This is a genomic window from Mesorhizobium sp. M0571, assembly GCF_040320985.1.
Lineage (GTDB): Bacteria > Pseudomonadota > Alphaproteobacteria > Rhizobiales > Rhizobiaceae > Mesorhizobium.
In genome coordinates this window covers 112110-136012 of record NZ_JAMYQT010000012.1, presented here as the reverse complement: position 1 = coordinate 136012, position 23903 = coordinate 112110, and the positions used below count along the sequence as shown (strand labels likewise).

At 64.1% G+C, this 23903-nt stretch carries 31 protein-coding genes and 1 tRNA gene; 19 read left to right on the top strand and 13 right to left on the bottom strand.

Features of this window, described 5'->3' with window-relative positions:
- Position 1 precedes the first annotated feature (1 nt).
- From NKI85_RS16460 to NKI85_RS16440, 5 genes are read left to right on the top strand one after another with little or no spacing between them, the layout of a single operon-like run.
- Positions 2-787: an SDR family NAD(P)-dependent oxidoreductase gene (locus tag NKI85_RS16460; protein WP_352525773.1), complete on the top strand. Its 786-nt coding sequence runs from the start codon at positions 2-4 to the stop codon at positions 785-787.
- Between the two features lie 34 nt (positions 788-821).
- On the top strand, positions 822-2027 hold the full coding sequence (locus NKI85_RS16455; protein WP_352525775.1) for a CaiB/BaiF CoA transferase family protein: 1206 nt from the start codon (positions 822-824) through the stop codon (positions 2025-2027).
- A 2-nt stretch (positions 2028-2029) separates the two neighbouring features.
- Positions 2030-2815 (top strand): enoyl-CoA hydratase/isomerase family protein, encoded by a 786-nt coding sequence (locus NKI85_RS16450; protein WP_352525776.1) that lies wholly within the window; start codon positions 2030-2032, stop codon positions 2813-2815.
- A complete protein-coding gene (locus NKI85_RS16445) occupies positions 2812-4587 on the top strand; it encodes a CoA-transferase (RefSeq protein ID WP_352776976.1) in 1776 nt (591 codons plus the stop codon). Before NKI85_RS16450 ends, NKI85_RS16445 begins: the two co-directional genes overlap by 4 nt.
- Before the next feature lie 14 nt (positions 4588-4601).
- Positions 4602-5435 carry an SMP-30/gluconolactonase/LRE family protein gene (locus tag NKI85_RS16440; protein ID WP_352525780.1) on the top strand — a complete coding sequence of 278 codons (834 nt, stop codon included), beginning with the start codon at positions 4602-4604 and terminating at the stop codon, positions 5433-5435.
- A gap of 13 nt (positions 5436-5448) precedes the next feature.
- Here the strand turns inward: NKI85_RS16440 and NKI85_RS16435 are convergent, their stop codons facing one another.
- Together NKI85_RS16435 and NKI85_RS16430 are read right to left on the bottom strand one after the other, a co-directional pair.
- Positions 5449-5790: an antibiotic biosynthesis monooxygenase family protein gene (locus NKI85_RS16435; protein ID WP_352525781.1), complete on the bottom strand. Its 342-nt coding sequence runs from the start codon at positions 5788-5790 to the stop codon at positions 5449-5451.
- A 180-nt stretch (positions 5791-5970) separates the two neighbouring features.
- Positions 5971-6444, bottom strand: coding sequence for an EF-hand domain-containing protein (locus tag NKI85_RS16430; protein WP_352776973.1), 474 nt, complete (start codon positions 6442-6444; stop codon positions 5971-5973).
- 220 nt (positions 6445-6664) lie between these two features.
- Between NKI85_RS16430 and NKI85_RS16425 the strand changes: the two genes are divergently transcribed.
- On the top strand, positions 6665-6931 hold the full coding sequence (locus NKI85_RS16425) for a DUF3606 domain-containing protein (RefSeq protein ID WP_352525785.1): 267 nt from the start codon (positions 6665-6667) through the stop codon (positions 6929-6931).
- A 33-nt stretch (positions 6932-6964) separates the two neighbouring features.
- Here NKI85_RS16425 and NKI85_RS16420 read toward each other — a convergent pair whose 3' ends face one another.
- Together NKI85_RS16420 and NKI85_RS16415 are read right to left on the bottom strand one after the other, a co-directional pair.
- Entirely contained in the window at positions 6965-7513 is a 549-nt protein-coding gene (locus NKI85_RS16420; RefSeq protein ID WP_352525787.1) for a DNA-3-methyladenine glycosylase, read from the bottom strand.
- A 102-nt stretch (positions 7514-7615) separates the two neighbouring features.
- Positions 7616-7948 carry a hypothetical protein gene (locus NKI85_RS16415; RefSeq protein ID WP_502896034.1) on the bottom strand — a complete coding sequence of 111 codons (333 nt, stop codon included), beginning with the start codon at positions 7946-7948 and terminating at the stop codon, positions 7616-7618.
- A gap of 206 nt (positions 7949-8154) precedes the next feature.
- On the opposite strand from NKI85_RS16415, the gene NKI85_RS16410 reads away from it, so the two are divergent.
- Both NKI85_RS16410 and NKI85_RS16405 read left to right on the top strand, forming a co-directional pair.
- A complete protein-coding gene (locus tag NKI85_RS16410; protein WP_352525789.1) occupies positions 8155-8673 on the top strand; it encodes a metallophosphoesterase in 519 nt (172 codons plus the stop codon).
- 73 nt (positions 8674-8746) lie between these two features.
- The gene (locus NKI85_RS16405; protein ID WP_352525978.1) at positions 8747-9055 is read left to right on the top strand and encodes a hypothetical protein; all 309 of its coding nucleotides are present in this window, start codon (positions 8747-8749) and stop codon (positions 9053-9055) included.
- 57 nt (positions 9056-9112) lie between these two features.
- Here NKI85_RS16405 and NKI85_RS16400 read toward each other — a convergent pair whose 3' ends face one another.
- The 3 genes from NKI85_RS16400 to NKI85_RS16390 all read right to left on the bottom strand — a co-directional run bounded on the left by NKI85_RS16400 (position 9113) and on the right by NKI85_RS16390 (position 10746).
- Positions 9113-9346 carry a hypothetical protein gene (locus tag NKI85_RS16400; protein WP_352525791.1) on the bottom strand — a complete coding sequence of 78 codons (234 nt, stop codon included), beginning with the start codon at positions 9344-9346 and terminating at the stop codon, positions 9113-9115.
- A 242-nt stretch (positions 9347-9588) separates the two neighbouring features.
- A tRNA-Arg gene (locus tag NKI85_RS16395) sits at positions 9589-9665 on the bottom strand.
- A 160-nt stretch (positions 9666-9825) separates the two neighbouring features.
- Positions 9826-10746, bottom strand: coding sequence for a zinc-binding dehydrogenase (locus tag NKI85_RS16390; RefSeq protein WP_352525793.1), 921 nt, complete (start codon positions 10744-10746; stop codon positions 9826-9828).
- 337 nt (positions 10747-11083) lie between these two features.
- Between NKI85_RS16390 and NKI85_RS16385 the strand changes: the two genes are divergently transcribed.
- Entirely contained in the window at positions 11084-11893 is an 810-nt protein-coding gene (locus NKI85_RS16385) for an AraC family transcriptional regulator (RefSeq protein WP_352525795.1), read from the top strand.
- A gap of 106 nt (positions 11894-11999) precedes the next feature.
- Here the strand turns inward: NKI85_RS16385 and NKI85_RS16380 are convergent, their stop codons facing one another.
- The gene (locus NKI85_RS16380) at positions 12000-12890 is read right to left on the bottom strand and encodes a D-alanyl-D-alanine carboxypeptidase family protein (protein WP_352525796.1); all 891 of its coding nucleotides are present in this window, start codon (positions 12888-12890) and stop codon (positions 12000-12002) included.
- Positions 12891-13144: 254 nt separating this feature from the next.
- Here NKI85_RS16380 and NKI85_RS16375 point away from each other — a divergent pair, with 254 nt between their 5' ends.
- The 3 genes from NKI85_RS16375 to NKI85_RS16365 all read left to right on the top strand — a co-directional run bounded on the left by NKI85_RS16375 (position 13145) and on the right by NKI85_RS16365 (position 15418).
- Positions 13145-14251, top strand: a complete 1107-nt coding sequence (locus NKI85_RS16375) for a hypothetical protein (RefSeq protein ID WP_352525798.1) — start codon at positions 13145-13147, stop codon at positions 14249-14251.
- A gap of 76 nt (positions 14252-14327) precedes the next feature.
- Positions 14328-14948, top strand: coding sequence for a nucleoside triphosphate hydrolase (locus NKI85_RS16370; protein WP_352525800.1), 621 nt, complete (start codon positions 14328-14330; stop codon positions 14946-14948).
- 86 nt (positions 14949-15034) lie between these two features.
- Complete coding sequence (locus NKI85_RS16365) at positions 15035-15418, top strand: hypothetical protein (RefSeq protein ID WP_352525801.1); 384 nt, start codon at positions 15035-15037, stop codon at positions 15416-15418.
- A gap of 15 nt (positions 15419-15433) precedes the next feature.
- On the opposite strand, the gene NKI85_RS16360 is transcribed toward NKI85_RS16365, so the two are convergent.
- The 3 genes from NKI85_RS16360 to NKI85_RS16350 all read right to left on the bottom strand — a co-directional run bounded on the left by NKI85_RS16360 (position 15434) and on the right by NKI85_RS16350 (position 17733).
- On the bottom strand, positions 15434-16138 hold the full coding sequence (locus NKI85_RS16360) for a glutathione S-transferase family protein (RefSeq protein WP_352525802.1): 705 nt from the start codon (positions 16136-16138) through the stop codon (positions 15434-15436).
- A gap of 127 nt (positions 16139-16265) precedes the next feature.
- Positions 16266-17474 (bottom strand): beta-ketoacyl-[acyl-carrier-protein] synthase family protein, encoded by a 1209-nt coding sequence (locus NKI85_RS16355; RefSeq protein ID WP_352776969.1) that lies wholly within the window; start codon positions 17472-17474, stop codon positions 16266-16268.
- 4 nt (positions 17475-17478) lie between these two features.
- Positions 17479-17733, bottom strand: coding sequence for an acyl carrier protein (locus NKI85_RS16350; protein ID WP_006325998.1), 255 nt, complete (start codon positions 17731-17733; stop codon positions 17479-17481).
- 222 nt (positions 17734-17955) lie between these two features.
- On the opposite strand from NKI85_RS16350, the gene NKI85_RS16345 reads away from it, so the two are divergent.
- The 5 genes from NKI85_RS16345 to NKI85_RS16325 are packed head-to-tail and all read left to right on the top strand — an operon-like array spanning position 17956 to position 20324.
- Positions 17956-18777, top strand: a complete 822-nt coding sequence (locus NKI85_RS16345) for an urease accessory protein UreD (protein ID WP_502896035.1) — start codon at positions 17956-17958, stop codon at positions 18775-18777.
- A gap of 28 nt (positions 18778-18805) precedes the next feature.
- Positions 18806-19108 carry an urease subunit gamma gene (locus tag NKI85_RS16340; protein WP_023677011.1) on the top strand — a complete coding sequence of 101 codons (303 nt, stop codon included), beginning with the start codon at positions 18806-18808 and terminating at the stop codon, positions 19106-19108.
- 19 nt (positions 19109-19127) lie between these two features.
- The gene (locus tag NKI85_RS16335) at positions 19128-19385 is read left to right on the top strand and encodes a DUF1272 domain-containing protein (protein WP_352525809.1); all 258 of its coding nucleotides are present in this window, start codon (positions 19128-19130) and stop codon (positions 19383-19385) included.
- A gap of 35 nt (positions 19386-19420) precedes the next feature.
- Positions 19421-20011 carry a HupE/UreJ family protein gene (locus NKI85_RS16330; RefSeq protein ID WP_352525961.1) on the top strand — a complete coding sequence of 197 codons (591 nt, stop codon included), beginning with the start codon at positions 19421-19423 and terminating at the stop codon, positions 20009-20011.
- A 7-nt stretch (positions 20012-20018) separates the two neighbouring features.
- On the top strand, positions 20019-20324 hold the full coding sequence (locus NKI85_RS16325; RefSeq protein WP_352476983.1) for an urease subunit beta: 306 nt from the start codon (positions 20019-20021) through the stop codon (positions 20322-20324).
- 50 nt (positions 20325-20374) lie between these two features.
- Here the strand turns inward: NKI85_RS16325 and NKI85_RS16320 are convergent, their stop codons facing one another.
- Complete coding sequence (locus tag NKI85_RS16320) at positions 20375-20869, bottom strand: hypothetical protein (RefSeq protein ID WP_352474746.1); 495 nt, start codon at positions 20867-20869, stop codon at positions 20375-20377.
- Positions 20870-20995: 126 nt separating this feature from the next.
- Complete coding sequence (locus tag NKI85_RS16315; RefSeq protein ID WP_352525811.1) at positions 20996-21379, bottom strand: hypothetical protein; 384 nt, start codon at positions 21377-21379, stop codon at positions 20996-20998.
- A 167-nt stretch (positions 21380-21546) separates the two neighbouring features.
- On the opposite strand from NKI85_RS16315, the gene ureC reads away from it, so the two are divergent.
- On the top strand, positions 21547-23259 hold the full coding sequence (gene ureC, locus NKI85_RS16310) for an urease subunit alpha (protein ID WP_502896036.1): 1713 nt from the start codon (positions 21547-21549) through the stop codon (positions 23257-23259).
- Between the two features lie 47 nt (positions 23260-23306).
- Positions 23307-23900: a hypothetical protein gene (locus NKI85_RS16305; RefSeq protein WP_352776966.1), complete on the top strand. Its 594-nt coding sequence runs from the start codon at positions 23307-23309 to the stop codon at positions 23898-23900.
- The last annotated feature ends 3 nt before the right edge of the window (positions 23901-23903 follow it).

Below are 23903 nucleotides of genomic sequence, written 5' to 3'. Positions count from 1 at the left end.
CATGGATCGTCTCAAAGGGAAAACCGCAATCATCACCGGCGCCGCCGACGGCATCGGCCATGCGATCAGCGAGGCGATGGCGCGCGAGGGCGCGCACGTCTTCCTCAGCGACATCGCCGACGAGAAGGGTCAAAGATTCGCGGCCGAGTTGCGAGCCGCCGGCCACCGCGCCGACTACGTCCATTGCGACGTGGCGGAGGAGGCCGACATCGCCGCCTTGGTGGACGGCGCCGTCGGCAAGACCGGCCATCTCGACGTTCTCGTCAACAATGCCGCCATCGCCATCGGCGGCATGCCGGTCCATGAGATGACCGACGAGCAATGGCACCGGCTGATCGCGGTCAACCTGACCAGCGTCTTCCGCGGCTGCAAATATGCGCTGCCGCACATGATCGCGCAGAAATCCGGGTCGATCATCAACATGGCCTCGGCGCAAGGGCATATCGGGCTCGACGGCTGGACCGCCTATGCCGGTGCCAAGGGCGCGGTAATGGCGATGACGCGCCAGATGGCGGTCGAGTTCGGCCCGCTCAACATCCGCGTCAACTCGATCTCGCCCGGCACCATCAACACGCCGATGAACGACAAGCTGGTCAGGGAGATCGGCGGCAATCTCGCCAAGGCCTGGGTGAAAATGCATCCGCTCGGCCGCATCGGCAAACCGTCCGAAGTGGCCGAAGCCGCCGTCTATCTGGCCTCCGATGCCGCCGGCTTCACCACCGGTACCGACCTGCGCGTCGACGGCGGCCTCACCGCAGCACCCCGCTACGTACCCGACCTGCTTTGACCCCCGATCTGCGTTGACAACAAACGAGACAAAAATGAACAAGGCCCTTGACGGCATCCGCATTCTCGATTTCAGCCACCTGCTGCAAGGGCCGTTCGCTACGCAGCTGCTTGGCGACATGGGCGCCGACGTGATCAAGATCGAGCGTGCCGGTGCCGGCGACATGTTCCGCGGCATGACCTTCTTCGCCAAATGGGTCGGCGGCTCCGAAAGCCCGAATTTCCTCGCCTGGAACCGCAACAAGCGTTCCATCGCGCTCAATCTGAAGAGCCGCAAGGTGCATGCGATCATCATGGACATGGCGAAGAAGGCCGATGTGGTGGTGCAGAATTTCCGCCCCGGCGTGCTCGCCAGGCTTGGCTATGGCTACGAAGACTTCAAGGCGATCAATCCCGGCATCATCTATTGCTCGGGTTCCGGCTATGGCGAGGAAGGCCCCTATGTCGAGCGTCCCGGCCAGGACATGCTGATCCAGGGGCTGTCCGGGCTGATCTCCAACACCGGCCGCGGCGACCAGGCGCCTGTTCCGGCCGGCGCCGGCCTCGCCGACCAGATCGGTGCGATGAACATGGTCTACGGCATATTGTCGGCGCTCTACTATCGCGAGAAGACCGGCAAGGGCCAGAAGATCGAGGTCAATCTGCTCGCCGGCATGCTGGCGCATCTCAACCAGGAATATGTCGCCGTGCTCAATCTCGGCGAGGATTTCGTGCGCCCGAATTCCGGCATCGGCCATCCCGGCATGCAGGCGCCGTTCGGCATCTACGAAGCGAGCGACGGCGGCTACGTGTCGATCGCCATGAGCCCGTTCAAGACACTGTACGAGGTGCTGGAAGCGCCGCAGCTCGCCGTCTACGATGATCTGAAGACCCTGTTCGACAAACGCGACGAGGTGTTCGACAAGGTCAATGCCGAGACCAGGAAGTTTGCGACGCAAGATCTGCTGGCGCGGCTGCTGGCAGCCGATATCTGGTGCGCCGAGGTGAAGGACATTCGGCGCGCGGCCGAGGATCCACAGGTCAAGCACATGGGCATGATCACCAGCTACGATCATCCGCGCGGCGGCAAGGTCAGGGTGGTCGCGCCGGCGGTCAAGATGAGCGAGACGCCGGCAACCATCGAGCGGCCGGCGCCGCTGGTCGGCCAGCATGGCCGCGAGATACTGGCCGAGTTCGGCCTCTCCAGGGACGAGATCGCCGCACTGGAAGCTTCCGGCGACATGACCGTGGACGCTGCCTGACGATGAGCGTTTACCGGACACTCACTCTGGAAATGTCCGGCCGCGTCGCGGTCGTCACCTTCCGGCGCGCCGATCAGCTCAACGCCATGAACCGACTGATGCAAAGCGAGATCACCGATGTTTTCGAGGCGCTGTCAAGGGATGACGGTGTCGGCGCGATCGTGGTGACCGGCGAGGGGCGCGGCTTCATGGCCGGCGCCGACATCAAGGAATACGCGGGCAAGACAGCTGTCGAGTTCGACGCCTTCCAGGCGGCGGGCACACGCATGTATGCGGCCATCGAGCAGAACCGCAAACCGGTCATCGCCGCGGTCAATGGTTTTGCGCTCGGCGGCGGCATGGAGCTGGTGCTGTGCTGCGACATTGTCATCGCCAACCAGTTCGCGAAGCTCGGCCTGCCCGAGATCAAGCTCGGGCTGGTCCCCGGCGGTGGCGGCACCCAGCGCAGCGTCCAAAAACTCGGCCGCAACCGCGCCAACCTCCTGCTGATGACCGGCGCCATCGTGCCGGCTTCCGAGTTCGTCGGCGCCGGGCTGGTCAATGAGATCGTCGATGCCGAAAGGCTGATGCCGCGTGCGCTGGAACTCGCCGGCATGATCGCCGCCGAACCGGCCGCCGCGATCGAGGCACTGAAGGCGCTGACCGCGCATGCTGTGTCGGGCGAGCTGGTCGACGGCCTTGCCATGGAGCGCGACGTCCTGGGTAGCCTTTACCGCAGCGAGATCGGCCAGCGCCGCGTCAAGGAGTTCGCTGAGAAGAGCGCGGCGCGGGCCAAGGCCGCGCCATGATATCCCTGGTCAAGCCGAACCGGCCGCGCTTCACCGATGTCGAAGGCTTGACCGCGATGGTCGGCGGCGGCGACGCCTTCGGTGTCGGCGGGCATCATTTTGCCCGGCTGCCGATCGCCCTGTTGCGCGCCATCGCCCGCTCGGGCGTCAAGGGCCTGCGCTATGTCTGCTGGGCCGGCGGCCTGCCGCTCGAACTGCTTCTCGAAGCGGATGCCGTGGCGGAGATCGATATCTGCTTTTCCAGCCTCGATATTTTTGGCTTGCCGCCCCGCTTCCGCGCGGCTGCCGAGATGAATGCCGTGCCGGTCCGCGACTGGACGGCGCTCGCCATGATCCAGGCGTTGCGGGCGGCGCAGCAGAACCTGCCGTCGATGCCGTTTCAGCTTCCGCAGGGTTCGGACATGCTGGCGCGCGTGCCGGGCGCTGTCGCCGTGCCCGATCCGGTCGAGGGAATCACGACCGGCATAATCCTGGCCTTGCGGCTCGATACGTTCGTCGTCCATGCCCAGCGCGCCGACGAAAGCGGCAATGTCGAGATCATCGGGCCGCGGGCGCTGGACTTCGCCATGGCCGGCGCGGCGCGCCAGGTGCTGGTCACGGTCGAGGAAATCGTCCCGGTCGGTGCGCTGCGGCACGACGGCCGGCAGAGCATTTTGACCCGCAATCAGGTGTCGGCGATCGCGCTGGCGCCAGGCGGCGCCTATCCCGCCTCCTGCCTGCCTTTCTACGTCACCGATTATCAGGCTTTGGCGAACGCCTTTGCCGTCAGAGAAGCGTCCTTGGCGGACAATCTGCGTCTGCCTTCCGAAGGCGTGCCGGAACTAGTCCGAGACGCCACGAAAGTCCGCGCTGAAACGGCCCTCGCAATGCCTGGCCTCGTGCACAGCGAAAAAAAGGCGTCCATCGACGAGATCATCGCTGCCCGCATCGCCGCCGAGCTCAACAATGAGAGCTTTGCCAGCGCCGGCGCGGTGTCGCCGCTGGCCAACGTCGCCTACCGGCTGGCAAAGGCGACGCACGCGCCGGACATGATCATCGCGACGATGAGTTGCGGCCATCTCGACATAGCGCCAAGCCCGATGATCCTGTCGCTGATCGAAAGCCTCGACTGCGAGACGGCGGTGGCGCATGTCGGCGGCGACGACACCTATTCGACCTATTACCAGGCCGGCGCGGTGACGCATGAGATCGTCGGTGCCGCGCAGGTCGACCGACGCGGCCGCGTCAACACCATTGCGCTGCGCAAGCGCGACGGCAGCCTCATCCGGCTGCCCGGGCAAGGCGGCATGGCCGATGTCGCCAACATGCATCGCGATTATCTGCTCTACGTCCCGCGCCATTCCGTGCAGTCGCTGGTCGACAGGGTCGAGATCGCCAGTTCGGCGCGCGGACTGCTGACAGAGGCCGAACGCAAGCCGATGGGTTACCGGACCGGTGCTGCACTGGTGTTCACCGACCTTTGCGTCTTCCGGCTCGACCGGGAGAACAGGGAATTGGTCGTCGTCGAGACCATGCCGGGCGTGACGCGCCAGCAGATCCAGGATGCCACCGGTTTTGCCCTGACATTCGATGCCGATTGCCGCGAAGTTCCGCTGCCCGCGAACGAGACGCTCGATGTCCTGCGAAACCGGATCGACCCGCTTGGTCTGCGCCGCCTCGAATTCGTCAGCGCCAAGGAGCGCGGCGCGCTTATCGCCGAAATCCTTGCTGCCGACCGGCTGATGGTCGAGCTCTGCATCGCCGCGCAGCGGTCGCATGCCGCGGCAGGCTGAAGAGGGGGCGGCGCATGGCAAAGCCGTTGCTCGAACTATCGGCCGCGAGGGTCTTCTTCGACGGCATCTTCACCAGCCCGCGCGTTGCGCATCCGGAAGGCGTGGCCATCCATCGCGACGGCTCCATCTGGTGCGGCACCGAAACCGGCGACCTGCTGCGCCTGGCCGCCGATGGCGGCTCGGTCGAACGCATGGGCGGCACGGAGGGCTTTCTGCTCGGCATCGCCTTCGACAGCGCAGGCAACTGCTTCGCTTGCGATCTCAGACATGCGGCGGTCTTTCGCTGGGATGCCGCGACGGCTGGTATGCAGCGCTTCGCTTCGGCCGGCATCCGCGTGCCGAACTATCCCGTTATCGACGAGGCGCGCGGCTGGCTCTACGTGTCGGACAGCGTAGGCGAAGACAACCGCTCCGGCATCTTCCGCTATGATTTGAAGAGTGGCAAAGGCGGCCTGTGGTGCCGCGAGGCCATGGCCTTCGCCAACGGCATGGCGATGGCGCCGGGTGGGAACGGACTTTACGTCGTGGAAAGCCATGCAGCCTGCGTCAGCTATGTGCCAATCCTTGCCGACGGCACGGCAGGGCCTCGCCAGCTCGTCGTGGAGGGCGTGAACAACGTTCCCGATGGTGTGGCCTTCGCGCCGGACGGTTCGCTGTTCATCTCATGCTACGAGCCGAGCCGGATCTATCGTTGGCGAAAGGATAGCGGGCTCGAGGTGCTGATCGAGGATCCGGCGGCAACGACGCTCGCCCATCCCACCAACATCGCCTTCAAGGGCGACAAGCTCTACACCGCAAATCTCGGCCGCTGGCACATTACCGAGATCGACCTGACGGCGATTTTATAGATCAGGATCAAAGCTATCCCAGCCGGCCGTGACTGGAGCGGATGCGCAGCACCTGCACGCTCGACGGCAGCTCGATCAGGAACTCTTCGTCCCGCTCGAGATGGTGGATTTTTGTCGGATCGCCGCCGGTGAGCGCCGCCATCGCCTCGATAGTCTCCCAATAGGAGATCGTCACGAATTCCGAATGGGTCGGCGTGTCCTCGCGAAAGGTTTGCACGCCCAGCGCCTTCTCGATCAGCGGCTTGATGCCGGCCTCGTAATTGTAGCTCTCATAGGCATCTGCCTTTTCAGGCAGGGTTCTGCCGCGCCAGATACGAACGATGGTCGGGGTTTTCTGTGTGGCTTTCTCCGTCATGGCCAAATTCCTGCTGTCTCGATTGGTTCCGACCCGGCATTCAGCGCCGCAAGGCCAGCCAAGCAACGCATCTTCCCTGCTGGCAACCCGGTATCCGGTTGCCAGCGGCGGTTTTCATCCTCCCCGGTCGACGTAGGTGGCGCTGCCCAGATAGGGCTTCCTTGCCGACCGCTAGGAGACTTACTCCTGATCCTCGGCGCCTCCTCCATGGAAGAAGGATCGGATTTCCTGCATGTCGACGCTGCCGTCACCGTTCTCGTCGACTGCGTTGAATATCCGCCCGACGAAATCCTGGACTTCGGCCTGAGAAAGCGCGCCGTCGCCGTCGGCATCCACTATGGCGAACATCATTCGCATCCTCGCGCCATGCATCCCGCGTCCAATGCCACCGCCGCCTCCCGTCTCCCAACCTCGGTCAGGCGGGCCCATCCTGTAGTCGCGATGCCAGTGGTCGCGACCTCGCCATTCTGCTCGGGGCCTGCGATCTTCTTGCATTCTCTCCTCCAGCATCTCAGTCATCATCTGGCGCATCATTTCGCGCATGGCATCTTGGCTCTGCCCGTTCATTCCGGGCGACTGTTCGGCGCCACGATCCGGTGCCGGCGCGGCGGGCGCAGGTGGGCTCGTCTGGCCGAATGCCGGCGCGGCCAACATAGCCAGCGCCGCGGCAATTACAGTGGTTTTGCTTGCGAACGTCATCGTAGTCTCCATCGGTATGAATTGGTGGCTGAACGTGTCTGCATCCAGCCAAACCGGTTGCTCGCCTCATGGTTCCTGGGCAGTCGGCACGGCGGCGGAAAAGTCCGCCCGATCGCGGCAACAAAAGCGGCTTACCCACGTTGCCGTTGATGCAAAGCTCCACCAGGAGGAAAAAATGGCCGACGATAAGAGCAAGCGAGATTTCCGCGAGCGCGACCGCGTTTCTGCGGAAGACGACCGTGAAGTCGAGTATTTTGCCCAACAGAACGGCATCACCGCCGACCAGGTCCGCCAGCTGATCAAGAGCTTCGGCAATGATCGCGGGCGCCTGACCGTAGCTGCGAAGGCATTGCGAGGGATTTCACCTGCCGGAGCCGACGAGGTGACCAGAGAAGCCCGCCAGCAGGCGACACCCATGCATCTCGGTAAACCCGACGAGTGATGCCAGGCAACTGCTCTGCCGCTGCGGCGGGCATCAGAACTTGCGGCTCAAATAATCCGAGTCGCGCAGTCCGAACCGCCACTCGGCATCGACAGCCTTGGAAATGCCGATCCTGCGGCCTGTCAAAATGGCGCTGGCTTCGCTCGGCGGCCTGAATTCGAATGGCGGCTCGTCCAGCGGCAGCCCGTCATGGGATTTACCGATCGCCAGTGCCTGGCAAAGACGACCCGGCCCCGAACAAAGCAGTCGGGCATCGTCAAGGCCGCGATTGGCCCGCATCACGTCCAGCCCTGATCGCGGCTCGATTGCGCGGATAAGCACGGCACTGCCGGGAAGGCACACGGCATTGAGGCACCAGTGCAGGCCATAGGAGCGATAGACATACGCGCTGCCCGGGGCGCCGAACATTGCGCCGTTGCGCACCGTCCTGCCACCGAAAGCGTGCGAAGCCGGATCATCGGGGCGATAGGCTTCGGTTTCGACGATGATGCCGCCAACGCCGTGCAAGAGCAGCGTCGCGCCAATCATGTCGCGCGCGACGATGGCGGCGTCTCGGGCAAAGAATTGGTGGTTCGTGGTCAATTTGCATCAGATCTCGGTCGCGCCTGAACCTGGCGTGGCAACAAATTCTCGGACCGGAAGCAAAATGTCCATCCACTGCGTCGCGGTCTGGATCGGCTGTATTCAGCGCAGCATGGCCGCGCCGATGAAAACTGCAGCGGCCAGCACGACGATGGCGGCAATCACCAGGACCGGCCCATATCTGCGCGGCTGGACGTCGCGCTCCCCCCTGAGCGGGCGCATCGCATCGGCATAGCTCGCCTCGTTGGTGAACTTCGGCGTTTTACGGGGCGGAGGCGCGTCGCTCGCCGGAACGTCGCCGGCGGATTCCGCGTCAGTTTCCACGGGAGCGGCAGCCGGGTCGATACCCGGCGTCTTATCCCCTTCGCGCCCGGCATCGATATCGCCCCGCGCCTGTGACGGGTTTCGCCCAAAGGGTGCTGCGTCGGCCATCATCGAGGGCTCCTTCAGAACATCGGCGTCACGCGTCCTAACCTGCGTCTCATTTCAAAGTTCCGGCGAGCGGAAAACCCCCAGAGCATCCTTCCAGGAACAACCGGCGATCGGGCGGGTTGGGGCAGGCATCACGGAGATCAAGATGGACTTGGCGAGTCACGCGCCTACCTGCGCGGCTGTTCGACAGCAGGCTCCAACGAACGCACATGATCTACTTCACCGCCGACACGCATTTCAGCGACCCGCGCATTCTGCGCATCGATCGCCGCCCGTTCGGCTCGTTGGCGGAACATGATCGGGCCCTCATTGCGTTCTGGAACGAGACTGTCGGGCCGGACGACGAAGTCTGGCATCTCGGCGATTTTGCCAAGCGGTCGGCCACATTCGTGTCTTCGCTTCTGTCGTCCCTCCATGGCAGCAAGCATCTGATCATCGGCAACAACGATGGCGCAGCCACCATCGACGCCACGGGTTGGGCGAGCACCCAACATTACAAGGAACTGACCCTCGACGGTAGCCTGCTGATCCTTTGCCATTATCCTTTTCGCACCTGGAACCAGATCGGCAGGAAATCGATCGACCTGCATGGCCATTCCCACGGCAGGTTGTCCCCCGTCACGCGCCAGTACGATGTTGGCGTCGACAACTGGGATTTTCGTCCGGTCACACTTGCCGCCATTCTTGGCAGCCGAGGCAGAAGGGCGGCCCGGCGAAAGCCCGGCTGAAGGCTGCTGGTCGCAACCGGAACCTCTGCGGAGCTGAGGCGTTCGAAAATTGCAAGGCGTAAAGGCAGCTGCAATGGCTCAGAAGATCACGACAGGCGCGAACGACCGGCCGCGCAATGAAACCATCGGCCAATCCGGCGAAGGCCTGCCGGACGACAGCAGCAAGCCGCTTGAGGTCGACGAAGGCTTGGTCGCCCGGTTGAGAAACAAGCTGCAGGGCCGGCAGGCCGGCCAAACCAACACGGACGAGGTTCCGGCAGGTATTCCCGGCGCTGGCGAGAATATTTGTCGCCGCTGCTCAGGCACCGGCATGGTCGACGGCCGGACCTGCCCCGAATGCGGCGGAACCGGCAAGGTGATGACGCCCATTGGTGGCGGCTGAGGGGATTCGACAGGCTTGGCGACCCGTTTCAGTCAAGCTTCGGCTGTCGAGCGCGGATCAGATCGCCGGCACCCACTTCCAGAACACGCCTTCCTTGCGTTCGGGGTAGTGCTTGAACTCACATTCGAAGCGCCATCCGTAGTTCTTCGCGGCGGCAAGCGCCTCCTTGCTGACCGGGTTCATGCCCGTTCCCGGCGCGAACCAATCCTCCAGCAAGTCGTCGGGTATGTAGGCGCCGATCCTCAAAGGAAGCTTTTCGAGAACGATATCCATTTCGGGCGGTGCGGGCACGGGGGCGCTCCTTCGAATTTATCTCACGAACAAATCATTCGAGGCCGATTGAGTTCCAGGCGATCGCCGGGATCGAAGCTGATCGTCATGGGCGGGCAGGGCTGGATTCGAGGTTCGGTCTACGAGATATGGCTGAACCAGGAGGATCAGCAGATCGTGCCCTTCCCGAGAGATGGGTGCAGTCCACCATGTCTCCGGTATAAATCGTAACCTATGTGTCCGGAATGGACCCCCTAGTATGTTGGCGCACCCGACAGGATTCGAACCTGTGACCTCTGCCTTCGGAGGGCAGCGCTCTATCCAGCTGAGCTACGGGTGCCTTCAGGATCGGCGATCCCAAAAACGAACCAGCCGGGTAACCGGCCAGCCACGGCTTCTTAGCGGAAGCAGGCGCCGGCTTCAACGGGCAATCGCGGGCGGGCCTAAGTTGCCGTAGCAGCCTTGGGAACAGAACACTGTCCCCTGCGGCCACCGCCTGCTCATTCGGTCATGGTGAGGACTGCCTTGCCGCTGATGCTGCGCTGCCGCAGCGCGTCCAGGGCCTGAGCGACGTCCCGCCACCGCACGGTCAGCGCCACGCGCGTTTCGAGCCGGCCGGTTGCGATTAGCGCGAGCAGCGAGGCGATGTCGGCGCCTACCTCCGGACCGGAAGTGTAGTAGGCGAAGGTCTGCAGCCGCGCGCCTTCGTGACCCGGAACGAACTGGCGGAAGCCGATGGGCGTGAGTTCGCCGCTGCTCGAGCCGAACATGACGACGGTCCCGCCAGGCGCCACCCGTTCGATCGCATGGGCGAGGCTGTTGCCGCCGACCGACTCGGTAATCAGCGAGAACAGTCCTTCGGCCAGCTCGATCGTTTCGACGACCCGCTCGGCTCCGAGGCTGCGGAGATCCGCGGCATGCCGGGCGGCGGCGACCGCCACCACCGACGCGCCCTGCTGGCGGGCGATCTGGATCTGGAAACGACCGACCGCGCCGCTTGCGCCCGTAATCAGGACTCGCTGGCCGGCCAAGTCTCCGCCGAGGCGCAGGGTCCGCAGCGCGGTCGTGCCTGCGACCGGAACAGTGGCGGCGGAGACGAAGCTGACGTCGTCCGGCAGGATGGCGAGGTGGTCGGTTGGAACGGCGACACGTTCGGCCCACCCGGCCTGGTCGACCAAAGCCGCAACCCGGGCGCCGACGGCTGGCCCAGAGCCATCGGCCGCGGCGCGCTCGACAATTCCGGCGACGTCCTGGCCAGGTATCCAGCCGTTCGGGCGGATGTTGAGCAGGCGCAGTTCGCCGCGGTTCACGGAGACGGCGCGGACCGAGACCAGCGCCTCGTGCGGGGCGGGCTCGGGCTCGCCAAGCTCGGCGAGCCGCAACCCGGTGGCGCTGTCGAGAGAGGTGACTAAGGCGAGCATGGGGTCATGCCTCCTTGCTGCGGGGTGGACGCGTGGCCTGCTATGCCTCGGACTTGTTCGGCTTGGCGGCACAGGCGGGGCGCTGATGATCTCAGAGCCCGGCCGCACGCCGGATGTTGGGTAGCGTGCCAAATAGGCCAAGCTCTTCCCGTCGCTGCCTCAGATGGCCGCTGACGATGGGATCCACGGCCCGGTCTTTCAGCACGGCCGCTAGGCGTCTGAACAATCTTTCTCATCGTCTTTGCAGGCTCCTGACTCATTCGCAAGTCGGAGCCTATCGACTTTCCCGATGGAATAATTTAGATATCATGGCACTTGATCGCTAAAATAAGTCAATATGAGACAGCCGCTCCGCTACCCTTGGCCGAATTTCGATCCGGATGACATCCTCGTACCGGCAATTGCCGTGCGCGTTGAGGTTACCGAGACCAAGGCGGAGGTACCGGACCATCGCCACCGCAAAGGGCAACTCGTCTTCGCGCTCGGCGGTGGCGTCACATGTCGCGTCCCCAGCGGGCTGTGGATGGTGCCGCCTCATTGCGCGGTGTGGATTCCGGGTGGCATGGAGCACAGCAACGTCGCGACCGCCAATGCCCGGATTTTTTTCGTGTATATCGAGCCGGGAGCTGCCGACCTGCCGGACCGGTGCTGCACGCTTTCGATCTCGCCGTTGCTGCGCGAGCTCATTATCGAGCTGGCGGATCGCGACGAGGACGATGACGCGAGGGGCGAGCTCCTGACCAGGGTTCTGCTCACCGAACTGCCGCGCATGCCTGTTCAGCAGCTACACCTGCCGATCTCGTCCGAGCCGCGCTTGAGGCGGATCGCGGCGGCGCTGGCGGAAGATGCCGCCGACCGTAGCACCCTGGCGGAATGGGCCAATCGCGTTGCGCTCAGCGAGAGCAGTCTCGCACGTCTCGTGGTAAAGGAGACAGGGCTGACCTTCGGGCGCTGGCGCCAGCAATTGCACCTGATCGTCGCAATGCGGGAGCTGGCCTCCGGCGCGAGCGTGCAGCAGGTTTCGGCCGATCTCGGTTACGAATCGGTCACGGCCTTCATCACCATGTTCAAGAAAGCGCTTGGGAAGCCACCGGCAAAGTATCTCAGTAGTGTCGCGCAAAACGGCGGTTCTGCGTTTGTCGCCTGACAAACCCCGCATGCGGCCGACTGAAGGTGTCCATCCCAGTGAATGAACGCCGATCCCAACTTGTGGCGGCAACGCCCCGGTCCGCCGCCCGCTCTGAGGTCAACGGTCACTGCTCCTCGGCATACAGCAGCCGCGTCTTTGCCTCCGAGGTCGGCAACAGGCTGCGCTGGATCAGCGCCTCGACGTGGTCGTTGCGCTGGCGCGCGCTGTCGGCGCCCATCACCACGATAATCAGCCTGTGCCCGTCTGCATTATAGGAGGTAACGATGTTGAAACCCGAAGCTCTGATGTAGCCGGTCTTGATGCCGTCGACGCCGCGCACCCGGCCGAGCATGTCGTTGTGGCCGCGCACCAGCCTGCCGCGGAACATGAAGTCGCTTTCGGAGAAATAGTGGAAATGCTGCGGGAAGCGGGCGTGCAGCGCCATGCCGAGCACCGCCATGTCGCGCGCGCTCGTGTGTTGGTCGCCATCCGGCAGGCCCGAGGCGTTGCGGAATACGGTGCTGCTCATGCCGATCTGGCGCGCCTTGGCGGTCATCATGCCGGCGAAGGCCGCTTCGCTGCCGCCGAGATATTCGGCGACGGTGACCGCCACGTCATTGGCCGATTTGACGACGATGGCGCGAATCGCCGAATCGACGTCGATCGTCTCGCCGCGCCTGAACCGCAGCTTGGTCGGCGGCTGCCGGGCGGCGTTGTCCGACACCGGAATTTGTGTCTCCTTGCTGATGCGGCCAGAATCCAGCGCCTCGAACAGAAGGTAGAGCGTCATCATCTTGGTCAACGACGCCGGATAACGCGGCGCCGTCGAATTGACCTCGAACAGCGTCTTGCCGGTGCCGGCATCGATGACCATCGCGGCATATTTCTGCGGCGGCGCCGGCACGGCCAGCACGCTGTCGGGAGGCGTCACCGTCGTGCAGCCGGCGGCAAACAGCAGCAGCGCAAGCACCGCGACACATTTGTGGATGAGCGGAAGTAAGCGCAAGGCGGACAAGTCGGTTCCGAAGGCAGGCTGTTTCTGAGACGACGCGAAGCTATCTTAACGCAAGGGCGCAGTCCATTTGGTTAATATCGCTCGGGCCCTGGATGGGTGTCTGTCCACAGGCCCACGTGGCGGCTGCGTCGATACAGCCGCCGTCTGATGTGAATTGCCGGCCGCCGCGCTTGCGCAACCGGCGGCGAGTGGGCTTTGCTGGCGCCGGCAGAATCGGGCCGGCAGAATCGGGTCGGCAGAATCGGTAGGTGCACATGGATACGGTCACGATCACGGCAAAGGGCATCTCGGTATCGATCGATCTTGCCGTCGGCCATCTTGCCGACATGGCGGTCGATATCGATGGCCATCGGCTGAAGCCGCTGCATCGCGCACCCTGGGTCGGCGAGCCGCGCGAGACGCTGCCGAAAGACCTGCCTGAAGGTACGGTCCACCTGTCCGGCGATTTCCTCTGCGCGCCGTTCTCGATTAGCGACGTCGAAGAGGCACCTTTGCACGGCTGGCCGGCCAATAGTCGCTGGGAGGTCGTTGACAGCGCGGCAACGGCCGATGGCTGGCGCGCCGTCTTCCGGCTGCAGCGCCCGGTCATGGGCGCGACCGTCGACAAGATCCTGACCTTGCGCGACGATCATCCCTTTCTCTATCAGGAGCACGTCTTTTCCGGCGGCTCCGGCGCCATTCCCGTCGCCCACCATCCGATGACGGTGATGAAGACCGGCGGCAGGCTGGCGTTCTCGCCGAAGCGCCTTGCCGCGACGCCGAACGAGCCGCCGGAGCCCGATCCGGCGCGCGGCCGCTCTTTGCTCGTCTACCCGGCGCGTACCGCCGACCTGACGCGCTTTCCCGCCGCTGACGGCGGCACGATCGACCTGACCGGCTATCGCATGGACCAGCTGCGTGAGGACTTCGTCACGCTGGTCGAGGCCGATCATGGCGGGCCGGGCTGGACCGCACTGGCGCGCCAGGCGGAAGCCGATCTCGTGCTGGTGCTGAAGAATCCGGCTGAACTGCCGGTCACCATGCTGTGGGTCAGCAATGGCGGGCGCGATTATGCGCCATGGAGCGGCCGCCACCGCGGCGTGCTCGGCATCGAGGACGGCCGCACGGCCGTCGGCCATGCCGCATCGCTCGGCGACAACTGGCTGAAGCATGAAAGCGTGGCGACCGCCTTTGCCCTTTCTGAAGGTCGCAGTTTTTCGTTCCGCCATGTCACCGGCGCGCTGCCGTGGCCATCCGGCGAGCCGCCGCGCGACGTCACGACCTCGCCGTGCCGCATGCGCATCCTGGCCGCCGACGGTGCCGTGCGCGACATCGCCTTCGACAGCGATTTCCTGCGGATCGGCCAATCCAGGCCCGATTGAAGGCTTGGCACAATCCGGCGTTTGAAATTTTCGAAAACTGCCGCCAAAATGCGCCAGAACCACCGTAAGGGGGCCAATGTCAGAAATCGCCCATATCGCTGCTGCCATTTTCAAGCGCGCCGGCAAGGCGCCGCGCTTCATCGTTGCCATTGCCGGTCCGCCCGGCGCCGGCAAGTCGACATTGTCGGCAGGCTTGCACGACCTGCTGCCGGAAGGCACGGCGGAAGTCGTTCCGATGGATGGCTTCCATTACGATGACGTCGTGCTCGAGCGGCGCGGACTTCGCGCGCGAAAAGGTGCCCCGGAAACCTTTGATTTTGCCGGCTTCGAAGCGCTGCTGAAGCGCATCCGCGCCGGCGAGCCGGATATCGCCATCCCGGTCTTCGACCGCAGCATGGAGCTGTCGCGCGCCGCTGCTGCGATTGTCGCCGCCGAGACCAAATTCATCCTGGTCGAAGGCAATTATCTCCTGCTCGACGAGGAACCCTGGACGCGGCTGGCGCCGCTGTTCGACTTCTCGATCTTCGTCGATGTGCCGCGCGCCGAGCTCGAGCGCCGACTGCTGGAGCGATGGCACGAGCACGGCCGCTCCGACGAGGACGCGCGCGCCTGGATCGCCTCTAACGACATGCCGAACATCGACCGCGTGGTTGCCCGTCGGCGGCCCGCCGACCTGGTGGTCGGCGACCTGGCCTGACTTGCAAGGAACCGCCCGGCCGGAACCTTAGCAGTTTCAGGCCGTTATCCCGGACACGGCAATTGTGCCCATGAGGGAACCGTTCGATGGAAACCATGGCAAGAAAGCCTGCGCCCGCCAAGGGCAGGGCAACACGATCAAAAGCAACTCGAGCGAAATCCAGCGCCGGCCCGGCAGTGGCAGCCCGCGCCAAGGATGCGGCAAAGCCTAGCTTTGGCAAGGCAGCGCCGAAGAAGGTGATGCCTGCCGCGGCCAAAGCCGCTGCACCCAAGGCAGCGGCCCCCAAAGCCGCCGGACCCAAAAAGCCGGCAAGCAGCAGAGGATCGATCGCGGGCAGCGCAATGCGCACCGTCAGAGCGACGGCCAACGTTGCCGCTGGTGCGGTGCTGGCGACCGCCAAAGGTGCGGCGTCGCTTGCCGCTTCCGTAGTCGGCAAGAGCGGCTCAAAACCGCGGACCAAGGCAAAGTAGCCGGGCCAGTCACGATCAGGCTCTGGCCGGAATGGTGAGGCCCTTCTGCACCGCCGGGCGGGCGAGGCCGCGCTCCAGCCATGCGGCCACGCGGGGGAAATCATCGAAACCGACGAGTTCCCGCGCCTCATAGAAGCCGATCAGATTGCGCACCCAGCCCAGCAGCGAGATGTCGGCGATGGTGTAATCGTCGCCCATGATCCAGCTGCGGCCTTTGAGCCTCGTTTCGAGGACGCCGATCAGCCGCCGCGACTCGTCGCGGTAGCGCTCCAGCGGGCGCTTGTCGGCGATTTCGCGTCCGGCGAATTTGTGGAAGAAACCGACTTGGCCGAACATCGGCCCGATCGAAGCCATCTGGAAGAATACCCACTGGATCGTCTCATAACGCAGCGTTGTGTCTGCCGGGACCAGCTTGCCGGTCTTGTCGCTGAGATAAAGCAGGATGGCGCCGGACTCGAACAGGCCGATCGGCTTGCCGCCCGGGCCGTTCGGATCGATCATCGCCGGTATCTTGCCGTTCGGGTTCAAGGACAGGAATTCCGGCGTCCAGCTTTCGTTCTTGCCGATGTCGACGGCATGCGGCTCGTAGGGCAGGCCAAGTTCCTCCAGCGCGATCGACACTTTCACCCCGTTCGGCGTCGGAAACGAATAAAGCTGGATGCGGTCGGGATGGTTTGCCGGCCACCGCGTGGCAATCGGAAACGCGGACAGATCGGTCATTGAAACTCCTGGTCGGGGAGCGCGCCGAACGGCACGGTCATGGCGGGTTGCAGAGAGTTAGGAGCAGCACCCGGTACGATCAATGTCACCGGCGAAAAGTTTTACTGCTCGGGCACGGGATTGGCCGTCAGACCGCCTTGACCGCCAGCACCGCATTGGTGCCGCCGAAGGCGAAGCTGTTGCTGATCGCGGTGCGCACCGCGCGCTCGCGCGCCACGTTCGGCGTGATGTCGAGATCGCAGTCGGCGTCGGCTTCCCGATAATTGGCGGTCGGCGGCACGATGCCTTCGCGGATCGCCATGACGCAGGCGATCATTTCCAGCGCGCCGGACGCGCCGAGGCAGTGGGCATGCATCGATTTGGTCGAGGAGATAGAAAGCTTGTAGGCATGGTCGCCGAAGACCCGCTTGATCGCTGCCGTTTCGATCTGGTCGTTGGCCTTGGTGCCGGTGCCATGCGCGTTGAGATAGTCGACGTCCTCCGGATTGAGGCCGGCATCGACGAGGCAGAAGCGCATCGCCGCCTCCGGCCCTTCGATGGTCGGCGCAACGATGTCGGAGGCGTCGGCGGAAAGGCCGACGCCGCCGATTTCGGCAAGGATGGCGGCGCCGCGCGCCATGGCATGCTCATACGTTTCCAGCACCACCATGCCGGCGCCTTCGCCGAGCACAAGCCCTTGGCGATCGGCCGAAAACGGCCGGCAGGTGTCCGGCGACAATACCCGCAGGGCCTCCCAGCCCTTCAGGATGCCCCAGACCAGCGGGGCATCGGTGCCGCCGGCGACCATGACGTCGGCACGACCGAGCCTGATCTGGTCGACGGCCGAGGCAATGGCGTGATTGGATGACGAGCAGGCAGAGGTGATGCCGAAGACCGGCCCGCGAAGACCAAGGTTCATGCTGACGTGGCCGGCCGCAGCGCCCGGCATTACTTTCGGCACGGTGAAGATGCCGGCGCGGTTCTTGCCTTCGAGCAGGATGGCGCGATAGCTCTCTTCGATCGCCTCCCAGCCGCAGACGCCGACGCCGACGATGGTGCCCATCCTGTAGGTGTTGGCCGCGTGCGCGTTCAATCCCGCCTGCTGTGCCGCCTCCCGCGCGGCGATCGTCGCCAAAAGGCTGAAGCGATCCATCGACACGACCTGCTTGCGGTCGATGCCGTGATCGGGAAGCGCCTTGATTTCGCAGCCGACCCTGACCTTCAGGTCATGCAGCTCGGAATTGACGATCGCGCCGATTGCCGAACGGCCGGCGCGCATCTCGTTCCAGATTGCTGGTGCATTGGTGCCGAGCCCGCATAACCCGCCGATGCCCGTGATGACGATGCGCTTGTGCATTCAGTCAGGCTTTTTTCGCGATCAGCGCGCGAACCGCCTCGACCATGTCGCCGACATTCTTCAGATTGCTCCAGGCATCGACCGTGTTCATCTCGATTTCGATGCCGTACTCTTCCTCGAGATCGAAGATGATTTCCGTTAGTTCTAGCGAATGGATGCCAAGGGCGGTCAGTTCAGTATTGGTGGTGATTTCCTCGCCGCCCGGCTCGGCATGAGCCTTGATCTTGGCGATGATATCGGTTGCCAGCTGGTCAGCCATTCGGTTTCTTCCCCAACCTATTGTTTCCCGACGCCAACTGATCAGCGCCCTTTTTTGTCCTCGATTACGTCGTCACCGTCGCCTTTTACCCCGCCAGGCGCCGATAATCGTATCAAGGTGGCTCCCTCTATAGAAACCGAAACGCTGTCAAGCAACAAGCTATATATCGACAAAGCCGCCGCAGTGCTTAACGTTGGTGTCGTGGATACGATCGCATATAGCTTGACCTCAGTGCCGCCGGCCCAGCGCGTTGCCGGCGTCGCGCGGCTTGCCTGCGACTGGAACGGTGGCCGCACGCGTCTTCGGCGCCTGTACCAGGACGGCTCTGCCAAGATCCGCATGCCGGCGGTCTCAGCCGATCCGCTCGAAGCCGTCCTGATCAACACTGCCGGTGGGCTGACCGGCGGCGACCGTCTCGCCTGGGAGGTCGATGTCAGTGCCGGCGCCTCCGCAACCATAACAACGCAGGCCTGCGAGAAAATCTACCGAGCCGCATCCGACCGCGCCGAAGTGCGGGTGAAGCTGACCGTCGGCGAAGACGGCCACATTGCCTGGCTGCCGCAGGAAACCATCGTCTTCGACCGCTCGGCCTTTGCCCGCACGCTCGACGTGGAGCTTGCCACCGGAGCCGAGGCGCTAATCCTGGAGGCCACCGTCTTCGGCCGCCTGGCCATGGGTGAACGGGCAGCGCAAGGCCATTTCCACGACCGCTGGCGCGTCGGCCAGGACGGAGCGCTGATTCACGCCGAGGAGTTCCGCGTCGGGCCGGACATTGCGGCCACCTTGAACCGTACTGCGGTTGCCGGCGGCGGCATCGCTGTGGCGACGCTGCTGATGGTCTCGTCGCGGGCAGAGGCTTTGCTCGAGCCGGCGCGGGGCATAGTCGGCGGCCAGGGCGGCGTCAGTTTCTGGAGCGTGCGGAAATCTGGCAAGCTTCTTGCGAGGCTGTTCGCCGAGGACGGCTACCAGCTCCGCAAGCGGCTGGTGCCGCTTGTCGAATTGCTCAACGGGCGGGCGGGCCTGCCCAAATTATGGTCACTCTGATTTCGATTACGCCACCGCAGGAAAAAGCATGAATCTGACGCCGAGGGAGAAAGACAAGCTGCTGATCGCCATGGCGGCGATCGTGGCCCGCAAGCGGCTCGAACGCGGCGTCAAGCTCAACCATCCGGAAGCGATCGCGCTGATCACCGATTTCGTCGTCGAGGGTGCCCGCGACGGCCGCGCGGTCGCCGAGCTGATGGAGGCCGGCGCCCATGTCGTCACCAGGGCCCAGGTGATGGAAGGCATTGCCGAAATGATCCACGATGTGCAGGTCGAGGCGACGTTTCCCGACGGCACCAAGCTGGTGACCGTGCACGAGCCGATCAGATAACACCGCCAAGGAGAGGAAAATGCTTGAGCTGCGTCCCAACTGCGAATGCTGCGACAAGGATCTGCCGCCCGATGCGACGGATGCGGTGATCTGCACCTTCGAATGCACTTTCTGCGCCGACTGCGCACAAAACGTGCTCGGCGGCGTCTGTCCGAATTGCGGCGGCAACTTCTCGCCGCGCCCGATCCGTCCGGCAGCGATGCTGAAGAAATATCCGGCCTCGACCAAGCGTATTCTCAAGGCAGAGGGCTGCGGCCCGGCCCGCAAGGCGGCGTGAGAGGCATGATGATCTCGAAGATGGAAGGTACGCCGATGATCCCCGCTACGATGAAACGCGCAGCCCTCTCGGCGGCCCTGCTGCTGGCAGCAGCAATGCCTGCCTATGCCCATGTCGGCGTCGGCACGGCTTCCTCTTTCGCCACCGGCTTCATCCACCCGCTCTCCGGCCTCGATCATATGACGGTGATGATCGCCGTCGGCCTGTGGGCGGCGCTCAAGGGTGGCAAAGCGATCTGGGCATGGCCGCTGGCCTTCGTAGCCGTCATGCTGGCCGGCGGCGCGCTCGGCATGCTGCATGTGCCGATGCCCTTCGTCGAGCCGGCCATACTGGCGTCCGCCGTGGCGCTGGGGCTGCTGGTTGCGCTCGCGGTCGATCTTCCCGTCTCGGCCGGCGTCGCCGTCATCGGCCTGTTCGCGCTGTTCCACGGCTACGCCCACGGCACCGAGGTGCCTGAAAATACCGGCGGGCTCGGCTATATGGCGGGCTTTGCCTTTGCCACCGCGCTGCTCCACGCCGTCGGCATCACTGCCGGTCTCAACCTCGGCTGGCGTTTCCGCGGGCTTGCCCGCGCCGCTGGGGTCGCCTGTGCCGCGATTGGCGCCGGCCTCGCCTTCGTCCTGTGAGGCCGCGATGATCCCCGGCGAAATCATCACGGCAAGCGGCGAGATCGAACTGAACAAGGGACTGCCGACGGTCACCATGAAGGTGGCCAACAGCGGCGACCGGCCGATCCAGGTCGGCAGCCACTATCATTTCTTCGAGACCAATGAAGGGCTGAGATTCGATCGCGACAAGGCGCGGGGCATGCGCCTCGACATCGCCGCCGGCACCGCGATGCGCTTCGAGCCCGGCCAGGAGCGCGACGTTACGCTAGTGCCGTTCGGCGGCAAGCGCGAGGTCTACGGATTTCAGCAGAAGATCATGGGCAAGCTGTGAGATCGACCGCATCGGCTGCAGATGCTCACCAGAGCTTAGCCAGGGGAAGCTTAACCGGGCGGCTTGGCCGCCGCATAGATGACGACCTTTCCCGGATCATCGAATTCAACCGCCAGAACGTCCTCGGTCTGCACACGCCGCGAGTCGATCGCGTTGAACAGCAATGCGTTCGCCTCGATCTCCTTGCGCAACTCCGCAATGTCGTCCCGATGTTGCCTGACCTTGTTCTCGATCGCCGGCGGCGGGCCGCCTTCGGTGCGCGCGGCGTCGGTAAGAAACACGATATCGACCTTGTCGAGCTTGGATGTCTTGCGCACGGCAGCGATGTTTTCACGCGTGCGATCGATCGCCGAGCTGACCTTGCCAGCTTCCGCATTTGTCTTGGTCTCTTCCTGCCCGACCTCCGAGCCGACGATCCGGTTGACGGTCTCGGCGCTGTCGAGGCTCTGCGCGTTCAGCGCGGCGTGCGGAATGCTGGCTGCCAAAAACGCGGTCGCAGCAATCCCATGCAGCCATCTGGTGTCGGAGAAGGTGGTGATCGCCATCGCTCGTTCTCAGGGTCCTTTTCGAGGCTGGTGTCAGGGCGACAGGACCGAAACGTAACTTCCCCTGTGAAGGTTCCCTTTGCGAGGCGGCGGGCTGATCTTGTGCCGGCCCGCCGCCTCGTCTCGTCAGCTCGCTTTCTTGGTGATCAGCGTCAGCGCGCCATTGGTGCTCATGCTGGCGGCGATCACCTGCGCCGAGGTGAGCCCTTTGGCTTCGAGCGCGGACTTGACCTCCGGCGTCGCGTCGATCGAGCCGCGCAGTTTCTGCAGGTCGGCGTCGCTGCGCTTGGCGATCACCTGGTTGACCTTGGCCTGAGTGTCCGCCGGCAGATCCTTGATATCGACGACATTGATCGCCTGGATGGTGGGCGCCTGCGGCTGCGCCCCGGGCGCGGCTGGAGCAGGCGCGGCCGGCGCCGGACTGGGCTGCTGCGCAGGCTGTTGCTGGGCGCTGGCGGCGGTTGCGAGCACCAGCGTGGCGGCGGCTGCCAGAAGGATTGTTTTGCGCATGGATGTTCCTTTCCATCGATTGGCAAGTGGTCGTTTTGGGGTGGCCCGGCCACCTCAAACGCTAAATGGGATCGGAAAGTGTCGCTCAGCGGGTCATTGCGTGACCATAGGATGGCGGCAATGTGGGACCCGGCTTCGACCAGACTGTATTTCGGGAGCAATTGCTGATGGCTAGAATCACCCGCGCCGCCTATGCCCAGATGTACGGCCCGACCGTCGGCGACAAGGTCCGGCTCGCCGACACCGAGCTGTTCATCGAGGTCGAAAAGGATTTCACCCTTCACGGCGAGGAGGTGAAATTCGGCGGCGGCAAGGTCATCCGCGACGGCATGGGCCAGAGCCAGGTTTCGCGGGCGCAAGGCGCTGTCGACACCGTCATCACCAATGCGCTGGTCGTCGATGCCGTCGCCGGTATCGTCAAGGCCGACATCGGCATCAAGGACGGCCGCATCGCCGCGATCGGCAAGGCCGGCAACCCGGATACGCAGGACGGCGTCGGCATCATCATCGGCCCGGGCACCGAGATCATCGCCGGCGAAGGCAAGATCCTGACCGCCGGCGGCTTCGACGCGCATATCCACTTCATCTGCCCGCAGCAGATCGAGGAAGCGCTGATGTCGGGCATCACCACCATGCTCGGCGGGGGCACCGGTCCGGCGCATGGCACGCTGGCCACCACCTGCACGCCTGGGCCGTGGCATTTGGCACGCATGATCCAGTCCTTTGATGCTTTCCCGATGAATATCGGCCTGTCAGGCAAGGGCAACGCGTCGCTGCCTGCCGCGCTCGAGGAGATGGTGCTCGCGGGTGCCTGCTCGCTGAAACTGCATGAGGACTGGGGCACGACGCCGGCTGCAATCGACTGCTGCCTGTCGGTCGCCGACGATTACGACGTGCAGGTGATGATCCACACCGACACGCTGAACGAGTCCGGCTTCGTCGAAAACACGGTCGCGGCGATCAAAGGCCGCACCATACATGCCTTCCACACCGAAGGCGCCGGCGGCGGCCACGCGCCTGATATCATCAAGGTGTGCGGCTTGCCCAACGTCATTCCGTCTTCGACCAATCCAACCCGCCCCTACACGATCAACACACTGGCCGAACACCTCGACATGCTGATGGTCTGCCACCATCTGTCGCCGTCGATCCCCGAAGATATCGCCTTTGCCGAAAGCCGCATTCGCAAGGAAACCATCGCCGCCGAAGACATTCTGCACGACATCGGCGCCTTCTCGATCATCTCGTCGGACAGCCAGGCGATGGGTCGTGTCGGCGAAGTGGCGATCCGCTGCTGGCAGACCGCCGACAAGATGAAGCGCCAGCGCGGTTCGCTGCCGCAGGAGACCGGCAACAACGACAATTTCCGCGTCCGCCGCTACATCGCCAAATACACCATCAATCCAGCCATCGCGCATGGCCTGTCGAAGGACATCGGCTCGGTGGCGGTCGGCAAACGCGCCGACCTTGTGCTGTGGAACCCGGCCTTCTTCGGCGTCAAGCCGGACATGGTGCTGATCGGCGGCATGATCGCCGCCGCTCCCATGGGTGACCCCAACGCCTCGATCCCGACGCCACAGCCGATGCACTACCGGCCGATGTTCGGCGCCTACGGCAAGGCGATGACCAATTCGTCGGTGACCTTCGTTTCGAAGGCCGCCCTCGACGCCGGCCTGCGCGGCAGGCTCGGCGTCGACAAGCAGATGATGGCGGTCGAGAACACCCGCGGCGGCATCGGCAAGCATTCGATGGTCCTCAACGACGCCACGCCGCATGTCGAGGTCGACCCCGAGACCTACGAGGTCCGCGCCGACGGCGAATTGCTCACCTGCGAGCCGGCCACCGTGTTGCCGATGGCGCAGCGCTACTTCCTGTTCTGAACCATAGGCGCTAGAACGCCCGATGTAGAACGTGCCGCGCGAGGCCTATGGACCAGCAACTTCCTTACGCCCACGACATCTTCCCGCATATCCGCATCGTCCTGGGCATGGTGATCGGCCTTGGCGTCACCCGCCTTTTGTCGGGGCTCGCCCGCATCGTCCAGCATCCCGGCCAGTACCGGCTCTATCCCGTGCATCTGGCCTGGGTCGCGTCGGTGCTTTTGATGCTGGTGCATTTCTGGTGGTGGGAGTTCGGTCTGTTCCAGATCGAGAATTGGATCTTCGGCAAGTACCTGTTCATCATTTTCTACGCCGTCACGCTGTTCCTGCTCTGCGCGTTGCTGTTCCCGGACTCGATGCTGGACTACACCAGCTATGAGGATTTCTTCTATTCGCGCCGTGCCTGGTTCTTCGGCCTGCTGGCGGCGACCTATCTGCTGGACGTGGTCGATACGCTGCTGAAAGGGCCGGCGCATTTCGCCCATTTCGGCGTTGAATATTTGATCCGCACGCCGGTTTTCGTCGCGCTTTGCGTCGTTGCGATCCTGCTGCGCGACCGCCGCTTTCACATCGCCTTTGTCGCCGCCGCGCTTGTCTACCAGATATCGTTTATCCTGCGGCTCTTCGACACGATCGTTTGAGCG

Bases quoted from the DNA above. Each gene is read 5' to 3' on its own strand.
- NKI85_RS16460 (WP_352525773.1), top strand. From the start codon at position 2: ATGGATCGTCTCAAAGGGAAAACCGCAATCATCACCGGCGCCGCCGAC.
- NKI85_RS16455 (WP_352525775.1), top strand. From the start codon at position 822: ATGAACAAGGCCCTTGACGGCATCCGCATTCTCGATTTCAGCCACCTG.
- NKI85_RS16450 (WP_352525776.1), top strand. From the start codon at position 2,030: ATGAGCGTTTACCGGACACTCACTCTGGAAATGTCCGGCCGCGTCGCG.
- NKI85_RS16445 (WP_352776976.1), top strand. From the start codon at position 2,812: ATGATATCCCTGGTCAAGCCGAACCGGCCGCGCTTCACCGATGTCGAA.
- NKI85_RS16440 (WP_352525780.1), top strand. From the start codon at position 4,602: ATGGCAAAGCCGTTGCTCGAACTATCGGCCGCGAGGGTCTTCTTCGAC.
- NKI85_RS16435 (WP_352525781.1), bottom strand. From the start codon at position 5,790: ATGACGGAGAAAGCCACACAGAAAACCCCGACCATCGTTCGTATCTGG.
- NKI85_RS16430 (WP_352776973.1), bottom strand. From the start codon at position 6,444: ATGTTGGCCGCGCCGGCATTCGGCCAGACGAGCCCACCTGCGCCCGCC.
- NKI85_RS16425 (WP_352525785.1), top strand. From the start codon at position 6,665: ATGGCCGACGATAAGAGCAAGCGAGATTTCCGCGAGCGCGACCGCGTT.
- NKI85_RS16415 (WP_502896034.1), bottom strand. From the start codon at position 7,948: ATGATGGCCGACGCAGCACCCTTTGGGCGAAACCCGTCACAGGCGCGG.
- NKI85_RS16410 (WP_352525789.1), top strand. From the start codon at position 8,155: ATGATCTACTTCACCGCCGACACGCATTTCAGCGACCCGCGCATTCTG.
- NKI85_RS16405 (WP_352525978.1), top strand. From the start codon at position 8,747: ATGGCTCAGAAGATCACGACAGGCGCGAACGACCGGCCGCGCAATGAA.
- NKI85_RS16390 (WP_352525793.1), bottom strand. From the start codon at position 10,746: ATGCTCGCCTTAGTCACCTCTCTCGACAGCGCCACCGGGTTGCGGCTC.
- NKI85_RS16385 (WP_352525795.1), top strand. From the start codon at position 11,084: ATGAGACAGCCGCTCCGCTACCCTTGGCCGAATTTCGATCCGGATGAC.
- NKI85_RS16375 (WP_352525798.1), top strand. From the start codon at position 13,145: ATGGATACGGTCACGATCACGGCAAAGGGCATCTCGGTATCGATCGAT.
- NKI85_RS16370 (WP_352525800.1), top strand. From the start codon at position 14,328: ATGTCAGAAATCGCCCATATCGCTGCTGCCATTTTCAAGCGCGCCGGC.
- NKI85_RS16365 (WP_352525801.1), top strand. From the start codon at position 15,035: ATGGAAACCATGGCAAGAAAGCCTGCGCCCGCCAAGGGCAGGGCAACA.
- NKI85_RS16360 (WP_352525802.1), bottom strand. From the start codon at position 16,138: ATGACCGATCTGTCCGCGTTTCCGATTGCCACGCGGTGGCCGGCAAAC.
- NKI85_RS16355 (WP_352776969.1), bottom strand. From the start codon at position 17,474: ATGCACAAGCGCATCGTCATCACGGGCATCGGCGGGTTATGCGGGCTC.
- NKI85_RS16350 (WP_006325998.1), bottom strand. From the start codon at position 17,733: ATGGCTGACCAGCTGGCAACCGATATCATCGCCAAGATCAAGGCTCAT.
- NKI85_RS16340 (WP_023677011.1), top strand. From the start codon at position 18,806: ATGAATCTGACGCCGAGGGAGAAAGACAAGCTGCTGATCGCCATGGCG.
- NKI85_RS16335 (WP_352525809.1), top strand. From the start codon at position 19,128: ATGCTTGAGCTGCGTCCCAACTGCGAATGCTGCGACAAGGATCTGCCG.
- NKI85_RS16330 (WP_352525961.1), top strand. From the start codon at position 19,421: ATGATCCCCGCTACGATGAAACGCGCAGCCCTCTCGGCGGCCCTGCTG.
- NKI85_RS16325 (WP_352476983.1), top strand. From the start codon at position 20,019: ATGATCCCCGGCGAAATCATCACGGCAAGCGGCGAGATCGAACTGAAC.
- NKI85_RS16320 (WP_352474746.1), bottom strand. From the start codon at position 20,869: ATGGCGATCACCACCTTCTCCGACACCAGATGGCTGCATGGGATTGCT.
- NKI85_RS16315 (WP_352525811.1), bottom strand. From the start codon at position 21,379: ATGCGCAAAACAATCCTTCTGGCAGCCGCCGCCACGCTGGTGCTCGCA.
- ureC (WP_502896036.1), top strand. From the start codon at position 21,547: ATGGCTAGAATCACCCGCGCCGCCTATGCCCAGATGTACGGCCCGACC.
- NKI85_RS16305 (WP_352776966.1), top strand. From the start codon at position 23,307: ATGGACCAGCAACTTCCTTACGCCCACGACATCTTCCCGCATATCCGC.